This window comes from Sphingopyxis panaciterrae, from assembly GCF_011762125.1.
Classification (GTDB): Bacteria; Pseudomonadota; Alphaproteobacteria; order Sphingomonadales; family Sphingomonadaceae; genus Sphingopyxis; species Sphingopyxis panaciterrae.
Map to the genome: position 1 here is coordinate 195,378 of NZ_JAASQN010000001.1, position 21,445 is coordinate 216,822.

At 63.1% G+C, this 21,445-nt stretch carries 15 protein-coding genes, 1 tRNA gene and 1 pseudogene; 11 read left to right on the forward strand and 6 right to left on the reverse strand.

What is annotated here, in order from left to right; all coding sequences use genetic code 11:
• Positions 1 to 59: 59 nt before the first annotated feature.
• Positions 60 to 998, reverse strand: a complete 939-nt coding sequence (locus tag FHR22_RS00935; RefSeq protein ID WP_166938004.1) for a DMT family transporter — start codon at positions 996 to 998, stop codon at positions 60 to 62.
• The gene (locus tag FHR22_RS00940; protein WP_208417434.1) at positions 995 to 3,085 is read right to left on the reverse strand and encodes a glycoside hydrolase family 36 protein; all 2,091 of its coding nucleotides are present in this window, start codon (positions 3,083 to 3,085) and stop codon (positions 995 to 997) included. The genes FHR22_RS00935 and FHR22_RS00940 overlap by 4 nt, the downstream gene beginning before the upstream one ends.
• A gap of 134 nt (positions 3,086 to 3,219) precedes the next feature.
• Between FHR22_RS00940 and FHR22_RS00945 the strand changes: the two genes are divergently transcribed.
• The gene (locus FHR22_RS00945) at positions 3,220 to 4,332 is read left to right on the forward strand and encodes an amidohydrolase family protein (protein WP_166938006.1); all 1,113 of its coding nucleotides are present in this window, start codon (positions 3,220 to 3,222) and stop codon (positions 4,330 to 4,332) included.
• A gap of 205 nt (positions 4,333 to 4,537) precedes the next feature.
• Here FHR22_RS00945 and agaR read toward each other — a convergent pair whose 3' ends face one another.
• Entirely contained in the window at positions 4,538 to 5,317 is a 780-nt protein-coding gene (gene agaR / locus FHR22_RS00950; protein ID WP_166938008.1) for a transcriptional repressor AgaR, read from the reverse strand.
• Between the two features lie 181 nt (positions 5,318 to 5,498).
• Here agaR and FHR22_RS00955 point away from each other — a divergent pair, with 181 nt between their 5' ends.
• Positions 5,499 to 8,351: a TonB-dependent receptor gene (locus tag FHR22_RS00955; RefSeq protein WP_166938010.1), complete on the forward strand. Its 2,853-nt coding sequence runs from the start codon at positions 5,499 to 5,501 to the stop codon at positions 8,349 to 8,351.
• A gap of 100 nt (positions 8,352 to 8,451) precedes the next feature.
• Here FHR22_RS00955 and FHR22_RS00960 read toward each other — a convergent pair whose 3' ends face one another.
• Positions 8,452 to 9,240: a hypothetical protein gene (locus FHR22_RS00960; RefSeq protein WP_166938011.1), complete on the reverse strand. Its 789-nt coding sequence runs from the start codon at positions 9,238 to 9,240 to the stop codon at positions 8,452 to 8,454.
• Positions 9,241 to 9,585: 345 nt separating this feature from the next.
• Between FHR22_RS00960 and FHR22_RS00965 the strand changes: the two genes are divergently transcribed.
• Together FHR22_RS00965 and FHR22_RS00970 are read left to right on the forward strand one after the other, a co-directional pair.
• Entirely contained in the window at positions 9,586 to 10,296 is a 711-nt protein-coding gene (locus FHR22_RS00965; RefSeq protein ID WP_166938013.1) for a response regulator, read from the forward strand.
• On the forward strand, positions 10,293 to 11,606 hold the full coding sequence (locus FHR22_RS00970; RefSeq protein ID WP_166938015.1) for an ATP-binding protein: 1,314 nt from the start codon (positions 10,293 to 10,295) through the stop codon (positions 11,604 to 11,606). The genes FHR22_RS00965 and FHR22_RS00970 overlap by 4 nt, the downstream gene beginning before the upstream one ends.
• Positions 11,607 to 11,613: 7 nt before the next feature.
• On the opposite strand, the pseudogene FHR22_RS22600 reads toward FHR22_RS00970, so the two are convergent.
• Positions 11,614 to 11,859: pseudogene (locus tag FHR22_RS22600) on the reverse strand (hypothetical protein); the annotation flags it as partial.
• 143 nt (positions 11,860 to 12,002) lie between these two features.
• On the opposite strand from FHR22_RS22600, the gene FHR22_RS00975 reads away from it, so the two are divergent.
• The 4 genes from FHR22_RS00975 to FHR22_RS22610 are packed head-to-tail and all read left to right on the forward strand — an operon-like array spanning position 12,003 to position 15,540.
• A complete protein-coding gene (locus tag FHR22_RS00975; protein WP_166940602.1) occupies positions 12,003 to 12,692 on the forward strand; it encodes a carbonic anhydrase in 690 nt (229 codons plus the stop codon).
• Positions 12,689 to 14,200 (forward strand): SulP family inorganic anion transporter, encoded by a 1,512-nt coding sequence (locus FHR22_RS00980; RefSeq protein WP_243853405.1) that lies wholly within the window; start codon positions 12,689 to 12,691, stop codon positions 14,198 to 14,200. The genes FHR22_RS00975 and FHR22_RS00980 overlap by 4 nt, the downstream gene beginning before the upstream one ends.
• Complete coding sequence (locus FHR22_RS22605) at positions 14,197 to 15,315, forward strand: aspartyl protease family protein (RefSeq protein ID WP_166938017.1); 1,119 nt, start codon at positions 14,197 to 14,199, stop codon at positions 15,313 to 15,315. The genes FHR22_RS00980 and FHR22_RS22605 overlap by 4 nt, the downstream gene beginning before the upstream one ends.
• 30 nt (positions 15,316 to 15,345) lie before the next feature.
• A complete protein-coding gene (locus FHR22_RS22610) occupies positions 15,346 to 15,540 on the forward strand; it encodes a hypothetical protein (RefSeq protein ID WP_341786574.1) in 195 nt (64 codons plus the stop codon).
• Between the two features lie 91 nt (positions 15,541 to 15,631).
• On the opposite strand, the gene FHR22_RS00990 is transcribed toward FHR22_RS22610, so the two are convergent.
• Positions 15,632 to 15,718, reverse strand: a tRNA-Leu gene (locus tag FHR22_RS00990).
• A 316-nt stretch (positions 15,719 to 16,034) separates the two neighbouring features.
• On the opposite strand from FHR22_RS00990, the gene FHR22_RS00995 reads away from it, so the two are divergent.
• The 3 genes from FHR22_RS00995 to FHR22_RS01005 all read left to right on the forward strand — a co-directional run bounded on the left by FHR22_RS00995 (position 16,035) and on the right by FHR22_RS01005 (position 21,440).
• Positions 16,035 to 17,666, forward strand: coding sequence for a hypothetical protein (locus tag FHR22_RS00995; protein WP_166938019.1), 1,632 nt, complete (start codon positions 16,035 to 16,037; stop codon positions 17,664 to 17,666).
• Between the two features lie 83 nt (positions 17,667 to 17,749).
• Positions 17,750 to 20,416, forward strand: coding sequence for a TonB-dependent receptor domain-containing protein (locus FHR22_RS01000; RefSeq protein ID WP_166938021.1), 2,667 nt, complete (start codon positions 17,750 to 17,752; stop codon positions 20,414 to 20,416).
• Between the two features lie 136 nt (positions 20,417 to 20,552).
• Positions 20,553 to 21,440 (forward strand): type II secretion system protein N, encoded by an 888-nt coding sequence (locus FHR22_RS01005; protein ID WP_166938023.1) that lies wholly within the window; start codon positions 20,553 to 20,555, stop codon positions 21,438 to 21,440.
• Positions 21,441 to 21,445: the final 5 nt, after the last annotated feature.

Here is a 21,445-nt window from a genome sequence, read left to right on the forward strand (position 1 = left end):
TTCGATTTCGCTTCTACGGCATGACATCCATAAACGCAATAAATCGAAACTAAACGAAACTAATTTATATTTCCCTCGCGATCCTCTTCGCCATCCTTCGCATCGGGCGCAATGGCGAGCAGGAGCGAAGCGATCAGCGCGAGGCCGATGCCGACCGTCTTGAGGGGGCCGGGCACGACCCCGAGCACGGCGAGTGAGAGCAGTGCGGTGGCGAGCGGCGCGCCGGCGTTGGCGAGCGGCGCGACGATGATGGCTTTGCCGTAGCGAAAGGCGAACACCAACGTCAGCGCGCCGATCGCGTTCAGCACCTGGATCGCCGCGGTAAGCCAAGGGCCATCGAGCCCCCAGTTCACCGGCCTCGAAAAATCGGTCATCGTCCAGGCGACCGGGATCAGCGCGAGCCCGGCGATCATCATGTAGACAAAGATGCTTTCCGCCGACATCACCGCGTTGGCCGCCTTCATGAAATAGGCCTGCACCCCCCAGCACAGCATCACCACGAGCGCGGGCAGCAGCCATGCCGCCGAAGCCGCGCCGCCGCCCGCCGGCGCGAAATCGAAGGTCGGCAGCGCGAGCAGCGCCAGCATGATGCCCAGCGCGCCCAGCTTTCCCGTCCGTTCGCGCATGATCAGGAAGGACAGTGCGATCGTGATGACGGGCGATAGCGAGATGATCGGAAAGATGAGATAGGCCGGGCCGCGCGCGACGGCGTAGAAGAGTATCATCTGCCCGCCCGCCCCGAGCAATCCGATCGTAAGCCCGTAGGCGACCGCCCGCGGCGAGCGGTCGAGCGCCCAGCGCGCCTGCGCCAGCACCACCAGTGCCGGCGGGATCATCGTCAGCGCCCAGACACAATAGACCAATGTCTCGGGAAAGCCATGCTGCACCGAGAGGCCTGAAAAGGCGCCCCAGATGCCCCACAGGATGACGGTGACGAATGCATTCGCAAGCCACGCCTTGCCGGGTCGCGAGCCCCCTGCGATCGCCATGCCGCTCATGCCTTGCCTCCCGGGGCGGGCGCGGCACGGACGAGCAGGAAGCGCTCGAATTTGGCCGGGATCGTGCTCTGCGCGCGCGTCGCGGTGCCCAGCGATGCGCCGGTGAAACTGTCGGTCAGCGCATAGCGTCCCTCGCCCAGCCCGCGCAGCGACACCGGGCCGTCCCACCTGTCGGCATAGAAGGCGTAATGGAGCGCGCCGCCGGCTTCGATCGCATGCCCCTCGGGCTTGTCGAAGCCGATGTCGTAGAGGCCGCCCAGATAATTTCCCTTGGCGAGCATGTTGGCGCGGTAGAGGTCGATCCACCTGCGCCAGAGTATTTCCTTCGCGGCCGTCAGCTTGAAGCCGCCGGGCGGCAGCGGGTCGGTGGGGTTCGGTGTATCCTCGGGCCAGGTGAATTTGGTCGAGGGGATGGCGCCGATGCCATAGGTCGAGGCGAAGTCGTCGCGGGTGTCGGTCATCTCGACATGGTCGCCCGCAAAGGGAGCGGACGGCCCCATCAGCGCCTTGAAGGTCTTGCCTTTCAGGCGGACCTGCCATGACGATGTCGGGTCGGCCGCCGGCGTGTTGTTCATCGCCGGGATGTTGTGAAAGGCGAAGCTGTCGCCGCACGGGCATATCTCGACGATCGCTTCGGGGTTGATCGCCATGACCTCGTCGTACATCGCCTTCCAGAAATCCTGCAATTTCTCGAAGGATTCCTCCGGACGCGCATGATTATGCGCGGGGTTATAGCAAGGCGCGACGCCGTTGAGGTGCTGGCCGTCGAGTTTGAGCCCGTCAAAGCCCCATTCACCGACGATCTTGCGGACGATCCCGCGGAAGTAATCGATCGTCGGCTGATAAGCCGGACACATGGTGAAGGCGCTCCACCAGCTCACATTCTGCGCCGCGCCGTGCGCGTCGAGGATGAGCATGTCGGGGTGGTCGCGCAACAGCGGCGTGCCGGGATCGACCGCCAGCGGCGCGAGCCACAGGCGCGGGCGCATGCCGTCGGCCTTGATGCGATCGGCGAACGCCTTCATGTCGGCATCACCGCGCGGGAAGCGCGAACGATCGACATCCCAATTGCCTTCGGCGATCTGCCAGCCGTCGTCGATCACCGCCCATTCGAAGCCGAGCTCCTTCGCCTTGGGCAGGGTACCATAGACCTGTTCGGGCGTGAATTTGCGCTCATAGCCCCACGCGCACCAGATCGGGCCATAGCTCGACTCCGGGATGCGCGGCGCCGCGAGGCCGCGCTCGCCCATGATCCGGCGATAGGCGTCGAGCGGGCCAAAATGATCGCCTTCGTGCGCCATGACGAAGGCGGTGGGGAGGGTGAGCGTTTCACCCGGTGCGAGCGCCTTCGCCCCGTCGCCCGACAGGCCAAGGCGGGTGCCGCCGGGCTGCGCCGCGACGGGCAGCGAAACGAGCCGCGGCACTGTCTCGACATGGCCCACGGCCAGCCCGACGTCGCGCCGCCAGACCACTGCGACGGGGGTGCCGCCGCCATAGTCGGAACCGTTCATGCCCATGAAGTTACGCTGTTCGAACCCGGGCGCCACCTTCTGTATCCAGTCGCGCCGGTCGGGGTAGGATGCGCCCGCAAAGCTCCACGCGCCGTCCGGATGGTCCAGCAGGTCGTGCGTTGCGACGCGCCAGCCCGCGACCGTCAGCGGTTCGGCACCGGTGTTGCGAAAGCGCACGTCATAGATGGCAAGGCCGGGATAGCGATCGAAGAAGGTGATCGCCGTCTCCTGCTCCAGCGTCCCTCCCGCCGTGCTGCGCAGAAGGTGCCGCCGGCCGGGGCCATGCACCCCCGAAGCGGCCTCTTGCTTATGATCGAGCAGCAGGAAGCGGTCGATTGCCGGGCGATCGGCGAGGATCAGCGCCTCGCCCGCTGCCGCGGCGGTGATCGCCCGGTCCTTGTGGAACAGGCGCGATCGCATCGCGGTATCGAAATCGATGGTCAAGATGCCGTCAGTCAGCCGCACCCCCGGTGGTGCGGCGGCCCAGGCGCGGCCGGTCAGCGAGGGCGCGGCGACCAGCGCGGCGCCGGCCATCAGTCGGCCGAGTGCGGCGCGGCGGGTGACGGGGGGTGACATAATCGGCTCTCCTCGGCGAAACCGGTCGCGGCCGGTTATTTGAGAAAGAGCTTGCACCAGCGGAGCGCGGTGTGCAAACCAAAACGCAATCGATAGGCGCGTTTTATTTCGTTTTCGTTTGAAAGGGTATTGCGATGCGAGGGATAGCAAAGTCGTTGCTGCTGACCGGCGTGGCGCTGGTGACGATGGCTGCGGCGCCACAAGCCTCCGAAACCTACACGGAGGCCGACTTTGCGCACGTCGCCAAATTCGACGCCCATGTCCATGCCAATGTCGACGATCCGCGCTTTCTGGAGGTCGCGCGTCGCGACGGCTTCGAACTGCTTTCGATCAACGTCGACTATCCCGATTTTCCGCCGCTGGCAGAGCAGGCAAAGATCGCCGAGTCGATGCGCGCCGCCGATCCGCTGCGTTTCCACTTCGCCACGACCTTCGGCATGGAGGGGTTTGGTACGCCCGAATGGACGGCGCGCGCCGAACATAGCATCGACACGGCCCTGGCGCGCGGCGCCGTCGCGGTGAAGGTGTGGAAGAATATCGGCATGGTCGCGAAGGATGCGGGCGGCGAGCGCGTGTTCCTTGATGATCCACGCTTCGATGATGTCATGGCGCATCTGGAGAAAAGGCGCATACCGCTCATCGCGCATCAGGCGGAGCCGAAGAATTGCTGGCTCCCGCTCGACCAGATGACAACCGAAAACGACCGTTCCTATTTTCGCGCACACCCCGAATATTATATGTACCTCCACCCCGAAGAGCCGAGCTACGAGACACTGATCGCGGCGCGCGACCGCTTTGTGGCGCGGCACCCGGGGCTGGCGATCGACGGCGCGCATATGGGGAGCTTGGAATGGAGCGTCGATGAGCTCGGGCATTTCCTCGACGCGCATCCCAATGCCGTCGTGGACCTTGCCGCGCGCATGTCGAACCTGCAGGTGCAATCGAACGCCGACCTTGAAAAAGTGCGGGGCTTCTTCGTCAAATATCAGGACCGTATCCTTTACGGGACCGACCTGACCGATAGTCCGCCCGATCCCGCCGCCCGCGCGCAAAATCCGCCCGCGACCGACGATTTTCCCCGCGAGGCCGACGCCGTGTGGCGTGCCGACTGGCGCTATCTCGCGACGCCGCTCAGCCAGCGGGTCGACGCGATCGAGGCGGACGCCAGGGGGCTGAATCTGCCCAAACCGGTGATCGACAAAATCTATTGGCAGAACGCGCGGCGGTTCTTTCACCTGAAGGGGTGACGGGCGAGGAGGGTCTGCCTCTCTCCAATAATCGCTTGAGTATCCCCGCGAAGGCGGGGATCCATCTCCAGTCGGTTCGAAATGGCACTCACCGGAGATGGGCTCCCGCCTTCGCGGGAGCGCACGGCCATTTCAATCTATGAGGTTCATGCTCTAAGTCCGCGCCCCACTCAAAAAGCCGATAAAGGGACGCCGCTTTTTCGCCTCAGGCGAGGTGCAGCCGGAAACCCAGCCTGTCCGCCGCGGCCTGCATGCCGTCGGCTTCAGGCGCATCGGTGACGAGGTCGTCGATTTCCTCGACATTCAGGATGCGATGGAGGCAGACCTTGCCGAATTTGGACCGGTCGCCGACCGCGATGACCTGCCCGGCGGCTTTTGCCATCTTTCGGTTCAGCATCGCTTCGGGTTCGAAATGGGTGGTGATGCCGCGTTCGATGTCGAATCCGTCGACGCCAAGGAAGAGCTTGTCGACGTGCAGGTCGGTGAGCGCACTTTCGGTCTGGGCGCCATAGAAGGCCCGGTTGCGCCGGCGCAGCGCGCCGCCCAGCATGACGACGTTGATCCGCTCCTTGCGCGCGAGGGCCCACAGGATGTCGAGATCGTTGGTCAGGACGGTAATGCCTTCGTCGTCGGGCAGATGATAGGCGATCTGCAGCGTCGTCGTGCCCGAATCGAGCACCACCGAATCGCCGGGGACGACCATCGCCGCGGCGACCGCGCCGATCCGCGCCTTCTCCTCGATGTTGATGGCGCGTTTGGACTCCACCGGCGGCTCGGTGGCGACATTGACCGCGTCGGCCGAGATTGCGCCGCCATAGGATCGTTCGGCAATACCCTTCTTCGCGAGGAAATGGAGGTCCTTGCGAATCGTCTGCATCGACACCGAATAGCGTTCGGCCAGCGTCGTCACCTGCACGCTGCCGCGCTCGCGCACCAGCGCACTGATTTCCTGCCTCCGCCTGCTGGTATCGCGGATCACCGCCATGAAAATTCTCCTGTCAGGGATGGACATAACAGCGGGATTCCGTTCCGACAAACGCGAAGATATGTTTCGTTTCATTTCTGTTTGACAGTTTGGTCACGAACAAGTTACAAAAAACGAAATATATCGCGCGGTGCCGGCAAGGCTGACGGCATATGCGCACCAAGCCAAAGGGGATGGAGATATGACGGGTCGTTACAAGTTGCGCTGCGTGGTGCTTGCCGGAGTCAGCAGCATGGCATTGCTCGGCGCGCCGCGCGCTTTCGCGCAGGATGATGCGCCAGCCGCCGCCGACCCGGCGCAGCAACTCGACGACACGGATGCCGGCAGCGCGGATGAAATCGTCGTGCGCGGCGTGCGCGGCAGCCTGTTGCGTTCGATCCAGGCCAAACGCGATGCAGACACCATCGTCGATGCCATTTCGGCCGAAGAACTCGGCAAGTTCCCTAACCGGAACGTCGCCGAGGCGCTCGCCAATATTCCCGGGATCACCGTCGGCCGCGACGGCCGCGGCGAGGGGCGCGCGATCACTATTCGCGGTCTTGGCGAGAATTTCGCGATCACCACCCTCAACGGCCGGATCCTCCCGACCGACGGCCCCGATCGTTCCTTTGCCTTCGACGTCCTCCCGTCCGAAATCATCTCGGGCGCCGAAGTGCAAAAGGCCGTGCGCTCCTCCGAACTCGAAGGCAGCATCGGCGGCAACGTCGACCTGCGCACCGCGCGCCCGCTCGACCGGTCGGGCTTTCACGCCTCGGCCGCGGTCGAGGGGCAGTATAACGACCTCGCCGACAAGGGCGGTTACAAGGTCAGCGGCGTGGTCAGCACGACCTTCGCCGACGATACCATGGGACTGATGTTCGGCATCAGCTACAACAAGTATAAGTTCCGCACCGAAAATCTCGGCGAATATTCGATCACCGACGGGACCGAGGCGGGTTATGGCGTCGACTTCAACGGCGACGGGCAGATCAATCCCGACGAAAATGGCCCGGCCTATATCTGGCCCGACTATTACAGCGTCGGATATGTCACCGGCCAGCGCGAGCGCATCGGCGCGGCGGGATCGTTCCAGTGGAAACCGTCGAGCGATTTCGAACTGACAATCGACGGCCTCTACAGCCGTTTCAACGTCAAACAGCATAATTACCGGTCGTCGAACTACCTCAATCCGCTGGGCGACGACGGGTCGCTGCGCTGGGATCCTGCGTCGATCACGACCGATGCCAACAATGTCGTCACCGGCTTCTCGCTGAACGATATGGTGGCCGAAGTGCTCACGACCGACGAACCGCGCAAAAGCCAGACCTATCAGTTCGGCGGCCACATCGACTGGACCGCGACCGACCGCCTCAAGCTCCGTTTCGACGGCTATTATGGCAAGGCGCGCGATACCACCGGCGGCCGCAACCGCTTCGTCGTTGCGGGCATCACGGGCGCCTCGGCCATATTTGCGACGCGCGACGGCGGATTGCCCGATCTCGACATCATGATTCCCGGCGGCCGCAGCCTGTCGGAGGCGACCAACGACGACTTCCGCGCGCATTATATCGGCATCCAGGGCCAGAATATCACCGACCGTACGCAAGGCATGAAGGTCGACGGCGAGTATGAGGTGGACAGCGGATACTTCAAGTCGATCAGCTTCGGCGGGGCCTGGACCGACCGCAAGAAGACCGTCGACACGATCGACAACCAATATACGACCTCGTGCAATTACTGCGGCTACCCCTTCACCTTCGGCGAACTCGGCGCCGACGTGGTGCGGCCCGGCGGCGGCAAGATCCTGGGCAAGCTGGCGGGCAACTTCCCGCGCAATTTCCCTTCCTTCGACATCGACACCTATCTTGGCGCCCTGCCGCGTGCCGACAATAATCCGGCGATCCTCAACCCCAACAGCTGCCTCGACGACACGGGCGCTGCGATCCCGGGCTGCACGCTGTCGCCCTATCCGGCGGGATACTCCAACCAGGTGATCGAGTCCGACCTGCCGGCATCCTATCGCATCAAGGAACGGACGTGGGCGGGGTATTTCCAGTTCAATCTCGACGGCGGCAACTGGCGCGCGGACATCGGCGCGCGCGTCGTCGCGACCAAAGTCTCCTCGGTCGGCTATGGCGCCAGCATCGCCAGCATCATCCCGCGCGCGGGAACGCAGGACAATGCCGTCACCTTCAACCCGGTCGAGCCGATCAACGGCGGCGGCGACTATCTGCGCCTGCTGCCCGCGGTCAACTTCGCCTATGATATCACCGACGACCTGCGGATCCGCCTCGCTGCCTCGCAGGCGATCTCCCGCCCGACGTTCGGCGAGCTGTCGCCGGCGAAGGATGCGACCTCGGCACAATCGGGCACCTACATCATCTATGATGCGGGCAACCCGAACCTCAAGCCGACCGAAGCCGACCAGTTCGACGTCTCGCTCGAATATTATCCGTCCAACCGTCTCGCCCTCACCGTCGCGGCTTTCTACAAGCATATCACCAACTTCGTCTCGAGCGTGCCGGTCGATGTGCTGATCACGCCCACCAACCAGCCCGCCAACCAGCAGCAAAGCTATCCGTTCGTCGAATTTCAGGTGGTCAATGGTGACAGCGCGAAGGTTTACGGCATCGAAGTCGGCGGCCAATATTTCCTCGACAATGGTTTCGGCGTCCAGGCGAACCTGACCTACAACCATTCGCGGGCGACGTCGGGCGACGTGACGACCGACCTGCCGGGCGCCATCCCGCTCTCGGCAAACGCCAAGCTGTTCTATGAAAAGAACGGTATCGGCGCCCAGGTCTCGTACAGCTACCAGTCGCGCCACACCTACGCCCAGTCGGGCAACCTGGCCTATCTTCCGGTCAAGGAGGAGGCTTATCACGAGGTGTCGGCGAGCCTGTCCTACGACATAACCGACAATCTATCGGTCTACGTCCAGGGATCCAACTTGCTGGGTTCGGCGATCAAACGCTTCAACGACCTGCGCAACGTTCCGAACTTCTACGAATATTCGGGACGCTCATTCTTCTTTGGCGTCCGCGCGCGCATGTAAGAGGGTATCCGGCGAAGGCTGCTGCGCCACCGCGGTAGCCTTCGCAATCCTCTTTTACCAGCCGCGTGTCTGCAACCGGGGCGGGACGATCGCTTGCGTGTCACTCACCGACCTGGCCCGAAAAGGTCGCGCGATAATCATCGACGGCCAGCATGAGCCCTTCGATTTCGGCCCGGACTATCCGGATATGAAGGTCGTCCTGGCCATTCGGCCGTCCCTTGAACTTGAGATTCCAGTCGTCCGCCCGCGCCAGGACAGATCTCAGCAGCGTCTCATCGACCGAAAAGACCAGTTTCATGGTCAGCGCGCAATCGCCGTTGAACTCGCTATTCGGACACATGCTGTCGTCTCCGCGTTGCGCGCGATCCAGCGATTGTGCCACGAGTTTGCCGTCCCGGCCCTCGAAGTGGACGATATGATAGGAACGCTGCGAGCCCTGATAGCGCAGCGCCTGATGCACTTCGAACCGGGTATCGCCGCTTTGTTTGTCGATATGGGCTTCGACATGACTGTCGGCCCAGGTTGAGCCATTCACCCGCCATTCCTTGCGAAAGCCCTTGTGGGTCGAGATGATGATCGCGAATTCCAGATCATCGTCGTCGATCGTGGCAGCGGACTGAAATGCTACGGCATCCATCTTTGCGAGTTGCCTCGGCACCGTGGGTTTGTTCGCCAAGGCGGGCGAGGCCAGCATTGCTGCCGCAAGACCAAGGGTCAGGCTGGAAAGACGCACGATCAAACTCCTGAAAATGCCATGAACCGGCGGCGGGCATGCCCGCCGCCGCCCGGGGTCGATAACGGGCGAACCATGCCGCCGGTTGTCGCCAGTGTAATGAAGTGTTGCTGGACCTGACTGCGACGCCGCGCCGCGCAAACGGCCCGCTTTCATCTGTTTTCGGGACGATATGTTCTGCTGTGCTTGTCGAGATGCGACGCTGCACGAAGGAGCGGCTGTGCGAGCAGGCTGGTGTCGGAGGCAGGAGCGATGCGACGACACCGCGCCGGCAAACGGCCCGGGCATTCGGGGCGCGGCGGTCGCTTCAGGATGGGATCCCTATGCCCTGATCGCTCTCCGCTGCGCCTTTTTGCCTTGGTTGTAAGAAAATGTTTCTGTACCCGCTCCAACTCTGGAAGGCTGGCCGGCCGCCCCTATTTGTAGCGAGCAAGGTCACCGGACCGCCAGCCTGGCGGCTATGCACGACCTGACGCTTCGAATGAATGGTTTAGAATTTCAATGACTGCCTCCACAATTTTGATCGTTGAGGATGATCCGGCCTTGCGGACGCTTACGGCCCGCGCGCTCCAGCAAAATGGTTACCAGGTCCGGCCGGCGGCGTCGGCGCCCGAAATGTGGTTGGCACTCGATGTCGGGGCGGTCGACCTTGTCCTTCTCGACATCATGCTGCCAGGGACCAGCGGTCTCGATCTCTGTCGCCAGCTTCGCCAGTTGAGCGATGTCCCGATCATCTTCGTCAGCGCGAAGGGTGGCGAAACCGATCGCATCGTCGGACTCGAACTGGGTGCCGATGACTATCTCGCAAAACCATTCAGCACGCGCGAGCTGATCGCTCGCGTGCGCGCGGTGCTCCGCCGCGGACGCCTCGACCGCCAGCATGGCGAGGGGGGGCAGGGGGTCGCTACCTTCGCGGGCTGGACAGTCAATTTTTCGCGGCGGCAATTGCATTCGCCCACCGGCGCAATCGTCGAGTTGACGGGCGCGGAGTTCGATCTCCTGTCAAGCTTTCTGGAGAATCCCCAGCGCGTCATCGCGCGGGAGCGGCTGATCGAACTGTCGCGCACCCGGCTGGGCGATGCTTCGGATCGCAGCGTCGATGTTTTGGTCAGCCGTTTGCGGCGCAAGCTGTCGCACAAGGACGAAAGTGCGCCAATCATTACCGTGCGCGGCGTGGGTTATATGTTCAACGTCGAAGTGTCGCGCCGGTGACCGATGCCATACGGCCGTCGCTTGGATTGGTTGGCCGGATATTCCTGATCCTGCTGCTGGCGATCACGATCGAATTCACCGTCAGCACCTTTCTTCATGAACGGGCGGGGCAACTGCGCGTCGAGGAGGATGAGGCGCACCGCGTGGCCGAGCATCTGGCGGCCGCCAGCCGGTTACTGAATGCGCGTCCCCGCAGCGAGCGCCCCGAGCTGGCGGCCCGTCTGTCGAGTGAAACCTTCATCGTCGAATGGCATCCCACCAGCCTTCCGCTCATGCCGATGGCGGCGCCGCTCAACGAAATGCGCATGCAGATTATCGGATGGGAGCCCGCTCTGGGGCAAGAGAATTTGCGCCTGCATCTGAAGGAGCCGGGCCGCAACGGCAAGGTGGCCGGTCAGCTGTCGCTGGCCGACGGAAGCTCGCTGGAATTCAAGGCGACGCAGCTCGTCGACCCCTCTCGCCTCCGGATCAATCGGTTCCTGTTGGCGCTGGTGCCAGCCATCGCGCTGATCTTTATCGGCGGACTGCTGATGCGCCGTATCTTGTCGCCGATGCGGATGCTTGTGCGCGCCGTGGGCCGCATCGGCGAAGGCGGCACCGTGGTCCTTCCCGAGGTCGGGGTGTCGGAAATCCGGCGCGTTATTTCGGCCTTTAACGAAATGCAGGCGCGTATCCATCAGCTCATTACGGACCGTACGGAAGCGCTTGCTTCGGTCGGGCACGACTTGCGCACGCCGCTGGCGCGGCTGCAATTGCGAACGGAGTCGATCACCGATCCGGGCCTGCGTCTTTCGATCCAGAAGGATGTCGGCGAAATGGAGGCGATGGTCGCGTCGCTCCTCGCCTATTACGGCGGAGACAGCGATCCTGAAAAGCCTGTCCAGACAGACATCGCGGTCATGGCGGCGACGATTGTCGACGACGCCTCGGACATGGGCGATCTGGCTGTCTATCAAGGACCGGACCATTTCGAAATTATCGTTCGTCCTCTGGCGCTTAAAAGAGCGTTGTCCAATCTCGTGGAGAATGCGATAAAATATGCAGGCGGGGCAGAGGTAAGCCTGCGAACCGAAAGCGGGCGGGTCGTCCTCTGCGTCGAGGACGGCGGGCCGGGCATCCCCGAAGATGAACTGGAGCATGTGCTCGAGCCCTTCGTGCGGCTGGATCCTGCGCGGAGCCGGGATACGCACGGGCTCGGCCTGGGAATCCCCATCGCCCGGCGCGCGGCGGCGCGGGAGGGCGGCGCCCTCCGGCTTGCCAATCGATCGACCGGGGGACTGCGCGCCGAGATCGACATTCCGCTGGGCTAGAGCGTGTGACATGACGTTGAGCCACCGTGACGGAGCCGATTTTGGCCGAGTGCGAGGCGCGAGGAGCGGCGCGATGCGGGACATCGTGCGCGACGAGCAACGTGGCAATCGGCCAAAATCGGCCCGCCCCGCAGGGGTTGCCCCCGGAAGCCCGCCGGGCGGCGGCGCGTCTCTGGACCGGGCCACCGGCTCGGCCGGCGAGACGCTTCTTGCCGGCGAACTTCCGGGGGCAATCACGGTGGCTCAACGTCATGTCATCAGGCTCTAAGCCCGTCAGCAACACTTTCTTACAACGGGAAACATTTGCTTACATAAGTGCTGCATCGCAGCAAAGTTCGGGGCCTACCTCCTGCTTCGCGCCGCCTCTCCCTTCGGCGCCAATCAAGGAGTTACCCGGTGAACGAGCTGATCGGTCGCGTCTTTTCCTTCGAAAAGCAGACTTTCCCCAATCAAAGCACGCTCTATGGACGCCTTGCCAGCGACGGACAGAGCCCGAAGGCACTGATGATATCCTGCGCGGATTCGCGCATCGTCCCGGAGCACATCATGCAGGCCGAGCCTGGTGATCTGTTTGTATGCCGCAACGCTGGCAATATCGTGCCTCCCTTCGCGACGCAAAATGGTGGCGTCTCTTCAACCGTCGAATATGCGGTCGCCGCGCTTGGCGTTCGGGACATCATCGTCTGCGGGCATTCGGATTGCGGCGCGATGAAGGCACTGGCCGTCAATCAGGACCTGACCGGCATGCCGAATGTCGCGGCATGGCTGCGTCATTCGCACGCCGCGCACAAGGTGGTGACCGACAGCTATCCGGCAATGGATGACATCCAGCGGATCCGTGCGGTCTCGCTCGAAAATGTGGTCATTCAGCTTGCCCATCTGCGCACCCATCCCGCGGTGGCAGCGGGCCTCGCACGCGGGGAAATCGCGCTCCACGGCTGGTTCGTCGACATCCACGCAGGCTGCATACTCGGCCTGGACGGAGCGACCGGCCGCTTCGTGCCGCTGCGCGAAGATGCTCCGCTGCCTGTCGCGCTGCCGCATGCCTCGCGGCGCGCCGCCGATTTCGCGGAAGCGGTGGGATGAACATCGCCATGCCATCTCTCGGCAAGACCTTCTCTCGCGATTTCACCGCGTCGATCGTCGTCTTTCTGGTTGCGATGCCATTATGCATGGGAATCGCGATCGCCTCGGGGGTGCCGCCCGAAAAGGGACTGATTACCGGAATCATCGGCGGTATCGTCGTCGGTGCGCTTGCCGGGTCTCCGCTGCAGGTCAGCGGGCCGGCAGCGGGGCTTGCCGTTATCGTCTTTGAAATCGTGCGCGATCAGGGGCTTTCGGCGCTGGGTCCGATCCTCGTCCTCGCCGGGCTCATCCAGATTGCGGCCGGCGTTTTCCGGCTCGGGGGCTGGTTCCGGGCAATTTCACCCGCCGTCGTTCACGGCATGCTCGCGGGAATCGGCTTGCTGATCGTGCTCGGCCAGTTCCACGTGCTGTTCGACGCCAAGCCGCTCCCCGGCGGGATCGATAACCTCGTGGCAATGCCTGGCCGCATCCTTGGCCTGACGCCGGGCGGCGGAGCGCTCGCCGCTTTCGCTGTCGGCGTGTTGACGATTGCAGCGATGCTTGGCTGGGAGCGTTGGCGTCCGCAAAGCGCGCGCCTCGTGCCCGGCGCGCTCATTGGCGTGCTGGCCGCGACCCTCGTTGCCTATGGCTTCGGGCTCGACGTCATCCGCGTCGATGTTCCGCAATCGATTGTCGGGGCTATCGCGTTACCCGATGCAGGGATATTCCAGCGTTTTGCGGAGCCTGCCCTGATCGCAACCGCGATCGCAATCGCATTTATCGCGAGCGCCGAAACCTTGCTTTCGGCAGCGGCCGTGGACCGGATGCACGACGGCGTGCGCACGAACTATAATAAGGAACTGCGCGCGCAGGGGGTCGGCAATCTGCTCTGCGGGGTTGCGGGCGCGCTTCCCATGACAGGCGTGATCGTGCGCAGCTCGGCCAATGTACAGGCTGGCGGCGTCACGCGGCTTTCGGCGATTCTGCACGGGGTGTGGATCCTCGGGTTCGTCGCGCTGCTGCCGTGGCTCCTGCGCGAAATCCCCATGGCAGCGCTTGCGGGCGTGCTCGTCGTCACCGGCGTCAAGCTCGTCAGTCTCGACCATGTAAAGCATCTGTTCAACCGCTATGGCCCGCTTCCTGCGCTGATCTGGGCGGGGACATTCCTGATGGTCGTCACGACCGATCTGCTGACCGGTGTGCTGGTGGGCCTGGCGCTGTCGCTGCTCGAACTCGCGCCGCACATCCGGAGGCTCCGGCTGCGCACCGATCAGCGGCAAGAGGGTGAGACGCGCGAGATCATGCTCGACGGGACCGCGACCTTTGTGGCCCTGCCCAAGCTCACCGCTCTCCTCGATGACCTCCCGGCGGCGGGACGATTGCGGCTTAATGTCGAACGGCTGAAGCACATCGATCACACCTGCGCCGAGATGCTCGAGGAGTGGATCAAACGGAGGCGGAGCTCGGGCCTTGTTGTCGAACTCCAGGGTGCGACGGGAAGGCTCGAACGACTGGCAGCCGTGGCGTGATCGGCGCCTTGCCAGCGGGTGCCATTGCGGAGCGAGCGGGCGCGGAAGCTCCGGGGAGGTGGGTCTCCTGTGGGAACGGCGAGGATTCGCTGCTGACTCTCCCGGTTAAGGTCCGCGGCATTGAAACGAGAGCGGTTGTTGACAGCGGGGCCACGCGCTCCGCGGTCGACGCCGGTTTTGCGGCTCGCCATCGACTGCATGGCGTGCGCGATCATCGCGTTACGGCGCTGACGCGCGAGACTGTAACCAGGGCGACCGGACCATTGCACATCGAAGCTGGCGCCCGGCACCTGCTCACGACGTCGGCCTTGATACTCGATCTCGCGCCGATGGCGCGCGCCGCGCGAATTCCGATCGATCTGGTGCTCGGGCACGAGTTTTTTGCGGGAAATATGGTCGAGATCGATCCCGACCGGGGGGCGCTCCGGTTTTGGACCAATGGCAGCGACAACATAAATAACTGGCTGCCGGTGGTGCAGAAGGCCGACGGGCTTTTCTGCACCACCATCAAACCCAAACCCGGGCTGGAGGCGGCCGCGATCGTCGATCTGGGCTGCTCAACCCCGCTCTACATCAGCGCCGAATATGCCAAGGAAAATGATCTGTTCAGCGGCATGAGGCGGGGTTCCAGCGCAAGCCTCGGCGTTGAAGGAGTCGCTGTCAGCCAGCTCGGCCGTCTGGAAAGCCTGCGAGTGGGCGATGTCATTCTCCATGACGTTCCCTTTGCAGTTCCACCCTTGTGGCGTTTCGCCGCGCCGATGATCATGGGCCTTCCACTTCTCATGCGCTTTCATTGCCGCCTGGCTTTCGGGCGTTCCCGGATGCAGTTGGTTCGCGCAAGCGGATCGAACCGGCCATTCGTGCGAGACGCATCGGGGTTGAGCGTGCTTCACGCGGGCGATCACCTGCAAGTTATCCACGTCGCGAAGCACAGCCCGGCGGCAAGGGCCGGTCTTTGCGAGGGAGACAATATTATTGCAATTAACGACGAGCGGGTCGGTGCGGCCGGTACCCTGATCCATCGCAATCTCGGCAAGCGGCCGCCAGGGACACGCTACGCGCTCTCGATGCTCGCCAAAGACGATCTGGAATTGGTTCTCGAGGAATATTATTGATTGGCCGCTCCTGCATTTCGGTGTCCGGCGGTGAGCTCGGTGCATTCGGCGGCGGCGGGCGAGCCTTACCTTGCCGTCAGCCTGACGCTTGAGCCGGCAATCGTTGCAGATATCCTGATCGAGACACCAGGCGACATCCCAGCGCTGCTCCATCGAAGGACGCGCCGCAGATCGTCAGCCGCGAGCAAGGACGGGAATTTGAAGGATGTGAGTCCCGGAGCGTAAGCGGCACATCTGCCAGTCCCAAGAACAAGGTGGGCCAACAGTCCGCCTTTTCAGGCTAATAAATTGAAAATAAGCCATAAACTGGCGATGATGGTGCGGTCGAGAAGACTCGAACTTCCACGGCCTTTCGGCCACAACGACCTCAACGTTGCGCGTCTACCAGTTCCGCCACGACCGCACATCATGATGGGGCCGAACGGGTCGGCACCGGGTAGGAGCGGGCGCCTAGCAAAGCTTTTCAGGGGATGCAAGCGAGCTTCGCAGCATTTATTTTTTGCGGGTGCGAAGGCGCGGCGTCCCGCACGTTGCCACACGCGCCGCCATTGTCATCAAACCGACTCCTAACCGTCACCATATTGTCATCGCTCTGGCGTCAGACCGTCATCGAATCATCCTAGTGGCGGCGTCACCGGGGGCGAGCGCATATCCTTTTTCGTTGGCCGGTGATTTTTCAGCAGGGGCGCGGGACGCGCGCACCGGGAACGGAGATTTTCATGGCGGCTTTCGCACGCATTCGTTTGGTCATGCTCAGCGGCGTGGCCTGTACTGTTTTGGCCGGTTGCGGCGCCGATGACATCGCTTCGCCGGGCACCGGCGGCAATGTGATCATCAACCCGACGCCGACCCCGACCCCGACGCCGACGCCGACGCCGACCCCCACCCCGCCTTCGGTGACCCCGGCCGGCGGTTGCCCGACGATCGGCGCCACGACCCAGCTTCTCGACGATGGCACGATCAGCGGCCCGACGGGCGAATATCGCGTCTGCGTCCTCCCCAAGAATATCGACCGCAGCACCACGCTGCCCAAGATCGCCGGCCTGCTGTATCAGCTGCCGGGCCGCGTCGACGTCGGCTGCGACGGCGGCTTCAGCGCGCCGGGCGCGGGCGGATTTGTCACCTCGACCGCCAGCTGCGCCGGCCGCACGCTGACCGCCGACACCAATGTGACCCTGACCATCGAACCCGGCGTGATCCTCTACGGCAACACCGGCGTGTCGTGGCTCGCGGTCAATCGCGGCAACAAGCTGATTTCGAACGGCACCGCGACCTCGCCGATCATCTTTACCAGCCGCGACAATGTGGTCGGGATCAACACCGACAATTCGCAGGGCCAGTGGGGCGGCGTCGTGATGATGGGCCGCGGTATCGTCACCGACTGCGACACGGGCAGCACGGCGAACAAGAGCGCGACGGGCACCAACACCTGCGAACGCAAGACCGAAGGCTCGGCCGATCCGGCTTTGTTCGGCGGCAACGACAACGGCTATAACGGCGGATCGGTGACCTACACCCAGATTCGCTACTCGGGATATGTTCTGGGTGCCGACAAGGAACTTCAGGCGCTGACTGCCGAGGGCATGGGAACCGGCACGACCTTCGATTATGTCCAGAGCCACAACAGCTCGGACGATGGCGCGGAATTCTTCGGCGGCGCGGTGAACTTCAAACATTATATCGCCACGGGCGCCGATGACGACAGCCTCGACATCGATACCGGCCTGCAGGGACAGTTCCAGTTTGTCCTGCTGTTGCAGCGTCCGGGCAGCGGTGACGCGTTGATGGAAGTCGACAGTAACGGCTTTGAAGACAATCTGCCGCGCCACAAGACGACGATCGCCAATTTCACCGCCGTCCAGGGTTCGGTCAGCAGCAACAACGAATCCAACGACCAGGCGTCGATCCTGGTGCGCGGAAACTCGGATCTGTCGCTGCTCAATGGCGTTTTTGCTACGCCGAACAACGAATGTATCCGGCTGAACGGCTCGGGTGCCACCCCGGCGACGCTGAAGGCGCGCGCGGTCGTCATGTCGTGCAATGCCGCCAAATATATCGGCACCGGCGCCTATACCGCCGCACAGGTCGCGTCGATCTTTGCCACCGGCACCAACGGCAACAATGATGCCTTCACCTCGACGCTGACCGGTCTGTTCATCAATGGCGCGGGCGAAAATGGCGTTACGCCGTTCGACTCGACCACCGCCCCCGGCTCGTCCTTCTTCACCAAGACGGCCTGGATCGGTGCGGTACAGAACAGCAGCGACACCTGGTACAAGGGTTGGACGTGCGACAGTTCGATCGCGAACTTCGGTTCGGGTTCGGCATGCACCTCGCTGCCGACGACCTGAGCGACCGCCTGAACTGACAAAGGGGGGCGGTCGATGACGGCCCCCCTTTCTTTACAAGATTTCTGCCCCAGGGGGACTTCAAGATGAATAGGTCGCGGCTCGCATCCTGGATGCTCGTCACCACAGCGCTGGCATCGCCGGCGCTGGCCCATGCCCAAGATGCGCCGCCGGCCGCTGCCGCGCCGGCGGACGATGTCACGGCCGCCGACACGCCGGACGACCAGGTCGAGGAGCAGGCTCCCGAAGTTTCCATTCCCGGCGGCGAAATCGTCGTTACCGGCCGCCGCAGCGCCAACGTCGCCCGTTCCTCGGCTGCCGTCGTCTCGGTCCTTTCGACCGAAGAAATCGCCCGCACCGGTGAAGGCAATATCGCCGGCGCACTCGGCCGCGTGACCGGCCTCAGCGTCGTCGGCAATGGCTTTGTCTATGTCCGCGGTCTTGGCGACCGCTATTCACTCGCCTTGCTTAACGGGTCCCCCTTGCCGAGCCCCGAGCCGCTGAAGCGCGTCGTTCCGCTGGACATTTTTCCAAGTGGCGTCATCGCCTCGTCGCTGGTGCAGAAAAGCTATTCGGTAAACTTCCCGGGCGAGTTCGGCGGCGGCGTCATTAACCTGACGACCAAGGCAACCCCCGACGAAGCCTTTATCTCGGTCGGTGGCGGGATCGGCTTCGATACCGAAACGACCAATCAGCTTGGCTATACCTATTATGGCAGCAAGAGCGACTGGACCGGCTTCGACAATGGTCAGCGCGACCTCCCGCCAGCACTGGCGGCCTTTTTAAAGAGCGGCGAGCGGATCAGCTCGGGCAATGTCGATACGACCCCGATTTCGCAGCAGATCGTCAACGGTCGCAATTCGATCCTGCAAAGTGACAAGCATAGCCAGCCGAATTTCTCCGCCAATCTGACCGCCGGCAAATCGTTCGACATTGGCTCGGCGGTCCTCGGCGTCATCGCTGCGGCGGGCTACAGCAACAAGACGACGACGCGTGAAGCGATCAACCAGTCGTCGTTGCAAAGCGACCTGTCGGACCTCGAATCGGATTTCGAACGGGTGACCACCGACAATCGCATTGTCGTGAACGGCCTGCTTGGCCTCGGGCTGGAATTCGGCGACAACAAGCTGCGCTGGACCAACCTCTATATTCGCGACACGATCAAGCATGCGCGGCTTGGCATCGGCAAGCGTCACGGCAACGACGTTACCGACTTCATGCAGCAGGACACGGCCTGGTATGAGCGCCAGCTGATCGATACTCAGCTGGTTGCCGAACTAAAGCCGATGTCCGATCTCAGCATTGATCTGCGCGGTGGTTATGCCAATTCGCAGCGCGAAGCACCCGAAGAGCTGTCGTATGAATATGTGCGCACCAACGTCGATGCGGACCCCTATGGCGCCTATTTCGTCAACCGCCTGAACAACGGCAATGGCGGCAACGCCACGGTCAGCTATTCGGACCTCAACGAGGATCTTTGGTCGGGCGGGGTCGATATTTCTTATCGGTTCGCGTCCGAATTGCGGGCGACCGTCGGCTATGCCTATTCGGACACCAACCGCACCAGCTCGCGGCGGGATTTTCAGTTTCAGGCGCCGTCCGATTTTCCGGCCGGCGTTGGCATGCTGCGCCCCGACTTGCTGCTGGGCGATGCGATCATCGATTATTACAACATCGCATTGGTCGAAACCAACGAAGGCAATCCTGCATTCCGCGCAACGCTGCGCAATCATGGCGCCTATGGAAAAATCGACCTGCAACTCGGCGATTTTCAGCTCGATGCCGGTGTCCGCTACGAGACGGCGAAACAGGTCGTCACCCCGATCCAGGTGTTCAACACCCCGGGCGCATCGACCGCGTCCACCAACCTCGATCGCGATTACTGGTTGCCGGCGGCGACGCTGACCTGGCAATTTCGCCCCGATATGCAAATCCGCCTGAACGCGTCGAAGACAATCGCGCGGCCGCAGTTTCGCGAGCTTCTGTACCAATTCTACTTCGATCCCGACAGCAACCGCCAATATTTCGGTAACCCGCTGCTCGTCGACAGCCAGTTGACGAATGCCGAAGCGCGATACGAATGGTATTTCGACCGCGACCAGCGGGTTTCGGTTGCCGGCTTCTACAAGCGGATCAAGAATCCCATCGAAACCTTCGTCAGCGGTGCCGAATTCACGACCAGCTTCGCCAACGCGCCCGAGGCCGATCTTTACGGCGGCGAGGTAGAGCTTCAGAAATATTTCGACCTTTCCGGTTGGGGCGGTCTCTGGAGCAGCCGGCGGCTCGTCTTGGTCGGAAACTATACCTATACGACGTCGAAAATTCATGTCGGCGTCGACGACAAGACATTCGTCTTTGCCTCGTCGTCGACCCAGGCGACCGACTATTTCACCGATGGCGACCCGCTGACCGGCCAGTCGAAGCATCTGGCGAATATCCAGATCGGACTGGAGGATACCGACAATCTGTCGCAACAGACGCTGCTGATCACTTACGCCAGCAAGCGTTCGATCAGCCGCGGCCTGAGCAATACCGAACAACCCGACATCATCGAAGCGCCTGGGCTGCGGATCGACTTCGTTGCGCGGCAGGGTTTCAAGCTCTTCAAGCAGGATGTCGAACTGAAGTTCGAGGCGCGCAATCTGACCGGTCGCGGCCATGTCGAATATCAACAGATCGGCGGCAATCGCATCAATGTGAACGGCTATGATCTCGGCCGCGTCTTTGCGCTCAGCGCATCGATCAAATTCTGATCAGGCAGGGCGGGCCCGGTCGCACCGGACTCGCCCGGCTGACAAAAAACTGTAATCTTCCCGTCAACTGATTGTCATCAATCGCCTCTAGGCGATTCGCGAGCGGCCACTTCAGTTGGGGGACAGGGACGATTTCATGGCGACGCTGATGTCCGGATCGGCCGTTCGGCTGCCGCGCGGTCTTCCCGTCTGGCTGCGGGCTGGCAAGCGCGGCCCGCAGGGTATCTGGCCGCTGCTGCTCATCGCCATCCTCGGCGCGCTGTTGATCTGGCAGTGCGTTCGCCTGCTCTGGGTCCTGATCGTGCCGCTGTCGCCGCTCGGCGCGTGGCAACCGCAGGCGGCGGTCATCGCATCGCCCGCCGAACGCCGCGCCTTGTTCGCCAGCTTCGACCCCTATTTTCGCACCGCGCCGCAAGGACCGGCGAGCGCGACGGTCACCGCGCTCGGTCTCAGCCTGTTCGGGGTCAATATCAACGAAGCGACAGGCAGTGGCTCGGCGATCATCGCCGGTGAGGACGGGGTGCAGAACAGCTATGCCGTCGGCGACGAGATTGTACCGGGCGTCAAGCTCGCCGGCGTCGCCTTCGACCATGTGCTGCTCGATCGCGGGGGCGCTCGCGAGAGCTTGTTCCTCGACCAGAGCGGCGCGGCGCCGGTCGCCAATCCCGCCGCACCGATTGCCGCGCCGACCCCCGAAACCGGGCCGGCGTCGGCCCCGCCGGGTGTGTCCGCCAGCGGCGAGATGACGCCCGCGGCGCTCAAGTCGGGTGTCGGTTTCGCGCCGCGGACCGAAAACGGCAAGGTTACCGGCCTCGCGGTCCAGCCGCAGGGCGACGGGGCCGTCTTCCGCGCCGCGGGGTTGCGTCCCGGCGATGTCATCCGTTCGGTGGGCGGACGTCCGATCGGCTCCGCGGGCGACGCCGCCTCGCTTGCCGGCCAGTTCACGCCCGGCGCGCGCATCGCGCTCGAAGTCGAGCGTGGTGCCAGCGTCGTTCCCGTCGCCATCTTCCTCTCGAAGCAATAGGTCTT

What these genes read in the sequence shown, in the direction of transcription:
- FHR22_RS00940 (WP_208417434.1), bottom strand. Translation starts at nt 3,085, where the DNA reads ATGTCACCCCCCGTCACCCGCCGCGCCGCACTCGGCCGACTGATGGCC.
- FHR22_RS00955 (WP_166938010.1), top strand. Translation starts at nt 5,499, where the DNA reads ATGACGGGTCGTTACAAGTTGCGCTGCGTGGTGCTTGCCGGAGTCAGC.
- FHR22_RS00980 (WP_243853405.1), top strand. Translation starts at nt 12,689, where the DNA reads ATGAACATCGCCATGCCATCTCTCGGCAAGACCTTCTCTCGCGATTTC.
- FHR22_RS00960 (WP_166938011.1), bottom strand. Translation starts at nt 9,240, where the DNA reads ATGAAAGCGGGCCGTTTGCGCGGCGCGGCGTCGCAGTCAGGTCCAGCA.
- agaR (WP_166938008.1), bottom strand. Translation starts at nt 5,317, where the DNA reads ATGGCGGTGATCCGCGATACCAGCAGGCGGAGGCAGGAAATCAGTGCG.
- FHR22_RS01000 (WP_166938021.1), top strand. Translation starts at nt 17,750, where the DNA reads ATGAATAGGTCGCGGCTCGCATCCTGGATGCTCGTCACCACAGCGCTG.
- FHR22_RS00935 (WP_166938004.1), bottom strand. Translation starts at nt 998, where the DNA reads ATGAGCGGCATGGCGATCGCAGGGGGCTCGCGACCCGGCAAGGCGTGG.
- FHR22_RS01005 (WP_166938023.1), top strand. Translation starts at nt 20,553, where the DNA reads ATGGCGACGCTGATGTCCGGATCGGCCGTTCGGCTGCCGCGCGGTCTT.
- FHR22_RS00965 (WP_166938013.1), top strand. Translation starts at nt 9,586, where the DNA reads ATGACTGCCTCCACAATTTTGATCGTTGAGGATGATCCGGCCTTGCGG.
- FHR22_RS00945 (WP_166938006.1), top strand. Translation starts at nt 3,220, where the DNA reads ATGCGAGGGATAGCAAAGTCGTTGCTGCTGACCGGCGTGGCGCTGGTG.
- FHR22_RS00995 (WP_166938019.1), top strand. Translation starts at nt 16,035, where the DNA reads ATGGCGGCTTTCGCACGCATTCGTTTGGTCATGCTCAGCGGCGTGGCC.